Genomic DNA, 3,975 nt, shown 5'->3' on the forward strand with positions numbered 1-3,975 from the left:
ATCTTCGGGTGTATGATATTCATGAGTTTCAGTATGTACCGAAACTGTAAATGGGGATCTTAGATAATTGTTAATAAGGTGCTGAACTGTACATCCAAATAAGAGATATTGGATTTAATGGACTTGTTATAGTTTAATATTTAAAAAATATATTTACATCGCTATAAAGTTGCATATAATCAATTAAAAGGAGAAAAAAATGCCAGCTCTTAATGAATCTAGTTTTCTGCAACGGATTGATACAATTAAAGAACTACTTTCAAATGAAGACCAGCAAGACAGTATTATTGCTACTCTGCAGGAAAAAGGTGTTGAATGCGCGATATTGACGCCACTATTTGAAACACTTCTCGGATTTGACGCGTTGAGAGATATTAAGTACGAATATACTAGTAATAAGAAATTTAACAGGTTTGATTTTCTCATCGATAACAGATTTATTGTTGAAGCAAAAAGACTTAATTCTCCATTAACAAGTCTTCACAAACAAATTTCAGAATATATTGAATACCATGACGATATTCCGTATGGGATGTTGTCGAATGGTTCTGAATATGCTTTCTTCATTCAAAAGTCATTTATAAAAGAGTTTTTAGGACCAGAAGAGAAGTTAAAAATAAACTTCAAAAAAAATGTTTTTCATGTTTTATCAATTAGCATATTTGATGTTTACTTTTTGGAAGTCATCAAACTTTTTTCAAAGGATCAATATCATCAGTATTTTTCCAATATCGCTAAGTATGCTCTAACACGAATCAATAATTCCAGAGGAACAAAAATATGTGACGACAAAGAAATGAATCAATATCTACAAGAAAAAATTAGTGAGACAATGGATATACGTCCAGGAGCATATCTGAAAGACATTCAAGATGGGAAACTTAAAACAGGCGATACATTGGTGTATGAAGATGAATGTGTAAAAATACCAGTTACCATAGAAAATGATGGACGCGTGAAACTTAAAAAAGCAACAGTTATAGTAAAAGATATGATGAAAATCATAGATAATGAATTTAGTCCATTAATTGACTTAGTACGAACAGATTGGAAGAATGAAGACGTTGTATTCAATGACACCGCTGAAATAATAAAAATTGCTACAGGCAGAGAACGATTGAGAAAAGGAAAATACGAGTTCAAATGAAGAAATAGATAACCAGCAATTGGAGCAGACATGCCTATTGTCATGCTTTGTGCAGCTGAAGAAAAAAGGTGTAATGCAGAAACCTGGTGATTCCAAGCAAAAGTAGTTGTATAATGTTGATTGGAATCAGCACAAAGCACGCCAACTTAACGGCATGCAGCTCAATTGAATGTTATGTTTACATCTGGAAATGTCCAAATATGCGAATAATTCGTGCGTTTTCTATTTATATGTACTAAGAGTTAAAATTTGTGTACACATTGTTGACTTGTGTACACAAATCAGTTATCATTGGACAAATGAATGGTTTTGATCCTAAAGTACCGTATAATTCACTTCCACTAGTGCCTCCAGCGTTAGAAAAGTATGAATCTATTGCTATTTGGAAGCAAGAGAGTGCCGCGAGAGCAGCAATCTTTGAACTAAAGGGAATAGCAAACATCATCCCGAATCAATCAATCTTAATTAATGCAATTATTCTCCAAGAATCAAAAGATAGTTCAGAAATTGAAAATATCATCACTACGAAAGACAAATTGTATCAAGCGCTATCCAGCACAAAAGCTATAGATTCGGAGACGAAGGAGGTAATGTACTATAGAGAAGCATTGACAGCTGGATGGAGAAGGCTGAAAGAGCATGGGTATATTTCAATAAATGATATTGTAGAGATCCAGAAGATTCTTGTGAAAAATGATGCAGGAATACGAAAGGCCCCAGGAACAAGATTAGTAAATGATAAGACAGGTGAAATCATGTATTCACCGCCAGATGAGCCTGAAGTGATAAATGGCTTGCTAAAGAACTTTACCGAATATTTAAATAATAAAGAAACTAGCTTAATAAAAATGTCAATTTTACATTATCAATTTGAGAGTATACACCCTTTTTACGACGGAAATGGGAGAAGTGGTAGAATTATAAATGTATTGTATCTCTTGCTGAAAGATTATTTAGAAATACCGATCTTATATTTGAGTTCCTATATTATAAGAAATAAAAGTGAATACTATCGACTATTACGATCGATAACCAAATGTGATGAGTGGGAAGAATGGATCATTTTCATCTTAAAAGGAATAGAGGAAACGGCGAAAGAAACGATAAAGAAAGTAAAGAAAATTAAAGGCTTATTAGATGAAACAATTGAATATATAAGAATGAAAGAGCCAAAGATATACTCAAAGGAATTAGTGGAGATCTTATTTGAGAATCCCTACTGTAAAGTAGGTTTCTTAGTGAACGGACTTAAGATTGAAAGAAAGACGGCATCAGTGTACCTGCATAGGCTATCAGAAATAGGTATCTTAGAATTGAGAAAAGTAGGGAGGGAGAATATTTTTATCAATAGTGATTTAATGAATATACTAAAGATGTAAACATAACCAGCAATTGGAGCAGACGTGGCTACTGTCATGGTTTGTGCTTTGGATTGGGTAAAGAAGAGCAGAATCTAAAAGCGAAAGCTCTAATCTGCAAAAAAGATATGGTATAATGCATGAAGTGAAGAGCACAAACACATGCCAGTAAACGCCACGCAGCTCAATTGAATGTTATCTATAATTTCAGAGGGACTAAAATGTGATGGATATAATCGTACAGCTTTTAGGTCCAGATGAAGAAATATTGGATATAGTGTAAAAATCGGTTGCTTAAAGGTGATAGGAATGCTTGAAACTAAACAGATAAGAAATGAAGATGTTCCATATGAATTAATCTATCTTGCGGATGAAGATGATGACCAGATAAAGAAATATAAAGATACATCAATATTTTGGGCAACAATGGATAATGAGAAGATTATTGGAATTATCGGAATAAATGAAATTAATAAAGAATCTACTGAAATTGTCTGTGTTGCTGTAGATGAAGAATATCAAAATAAGAAAATAGGGACAAATCTGATCGAAAAAGCCATATCTGTATCAAAAGAGAAGAAATATAAAGAAATCATAATAAAAACTGGAAATTGTGGAATGGGACAGCTTTATTTGTATCAACGCTGTGGGTTTAGATTTGATTCTATTAATAAAGACTACATGATAGAAAATTATAAGAATCCAATATATGAAAATGATATTCAATGTTTTGATCAGATTGTTTTAAAATACAGGATATATTCCAAAGAAGAATTGAATAAGATAATTAAAGAATATTGGAAGAGGTTTATAGAGAAGAATGAAGAATATAAAGAATCAGAATACGAAGTCTGGTCATTTGGTCATACAGATAATCTTGCCAATAAATTGATTGGATATGTACGACAGGGAAAAAAAACGGGAACCTCATCAGCATTAGAAATGTATGAGGTTGATGAAAAAGTTCCTGAAGAAAGTGATATCTCTATAATAACACATGGAAATGGATTGCCTGGATGCGTAATAAAGACAGAAGAGATAAGAAAGAAAAGATTTAAAGATATTACAGAAGAAGAGGCGAGATTAGAAGGGGAAGGAGATTTATCACTGGAATATTGGAGAAATGTGCATGAACATTTCTTTCGAAATGAATATGAAAAAAAAAGAAAAAAATTCTCAGAAGATATCCCGGTGATATTTGAGAGATTTGAAGTGATATATGATGAATATAGATAACCAGCAATTGGAGCAGACGTGGCTACTGTCATGGTTTGTGCTGGGCATTGGGTAAAGAAGAGCAGAATTTGAAAGCGAAAGTTCTAATCTGTGAAAGATATGTTACAATGCATGAGGGAAAGAGCACAAACCACGCCAGTGCGCTTTATGTCAACATAGATTACGCGCTCTTTGAAATATTTTGTGAAGATTTTTTACCTTCGGTAGAGGATTGTCCTTCATAGTTTTTACCAG

General features: G+C 32.9%; 3 protein-coding genes. All 3 read left to right on the top strand.

Translation table 11 applies throughout. The features are described from left to right. The first annotated feature begins 199 nt into the window (after window positions 1-199). Complete coding sequence (locus F459_RS0121710; RefSeq protein ID WP_020614744.1) at window positions 200-1,147, top strand: hypothetical protein; 948 nt, start codon at window positions 200-202, stop codon at window positions 1,145-1,147. Between the two features lie 299 nt (window positions 1,148-1,446). After that, complete coding sequence (locus F459_RS0121715; RefSeq protein WP_026295156.1) at window positions 1,447-2,526, top strand: Fic family protein; 1,080 nt, start codon at window positions 1,447-1,449, stop codon at window positions 2,524-2,526. A gap of 288 nt (window positions 2,527-2,814) precedes the next feature. Continuing rightward, entirely contained in the window at window positions 2,815-3,741 is a 927-nt protein-coding gene (locus tag F459_RS23850; RefSeq protein ID WP_020614746.1) for a GNAT family N-acetyltransferase, read from the top strand. The last annotated feature ends 234 nt before the right edge of the window (window positions 3,742-3,975 follow it).

It is taken from the genome of Sediminispirochaeta bajacaliforniensis DSM 16054 (assembly GCF_000378205.1).
GTDB lineage: Bacteria > Spirochaetota > Spirochaetia > DSM-16054 > Sediminispirochaetaceae > Sediminispirochaeta > Sediminispirochaeta bajacaliforniensis.

What these genes read in the sequence shown, in the direction of transcription:
- F459_RS0121710 (WP_020614744.1), top strand. Translation starts at nt 200, where the DNA reads ATGCCAGCTCTTAATGAATCTAGTTTTCTGCAACGGATTGATACAATT.
- F459_RS23850 (WP_020614746.1), top strand. Translation starts at nt 2,815, where the DNA reads ATGCTTGAAACTAAACAGATAAGAAATGAAGATGTTCCATATGAATTA.
- F459_RS0121715 (WP_026295156.1), top strand. Translation starts at nt 1,447, where the DNA reads ATGAATGGTTTTGATCCTAAAGTACCGTATAATTCACTTCCACTAGTG.